Here is a 314-nt window from a genome sequence, read left to right as displayed (position 1 = left end):
CAACGAGCGGATCGGGCTGACAGCCGGGGACCGGGTGCTGGCGGTGTCGAGTCTGAGTTTCGATCTGTCGGTGTGGGACGTGTTCGGCACGCTGGCGGCGGGTGCGGCACTGGTGGTGCCGGATCCGGAGACGGAGCGCGATCCGGGGCACTGGAGTGACCTGGCCGACGCCCACGGCGTCACCGTGTGGAACTCCGTCCCGGCCCTGTTCGAGCTCTACACCGAGCACCGGGGGCAACACGAGCGCCGGGCGGGTCTGCGGGTGGCGATGTTGTCGGGTGACTGGGTTCCGTTGTCGTTGCCGGAGCGGGCGT

The 314-nt window shown here is 70.1% G+C and carries 1 protein-coding gene; it reads left to right on the top strand.

Annotation, left to right across the window (positions count from 1 at the left end; all coding sequences use genetic code 11):
- Nucleotides 1-314, top strand: a 314-nt coding sequence (locus tag H0H10_RS03405) for an AMP-binding protein (RefSeq protein ID WP_188179286.1), incomplete at both ends; no start/stop codon positions are given.

The sequence above is a fragment of the Streptomyces griseicoloratus genome (genome assembly GCF_014534645.1).
Taxonomy (GTDB): domain Bacteria; phylum Actinomycetota; class Actinomycetes; order Streptomycetales; family Streptomycetaceae; genus Streptomyces; species Streptomyces griseicoloratus.
The sequence above is the reverse complement of the archived record's forward strand: the minus strand, read 5'-3'. Positions and strand labels throughout refer to the sequence as shown.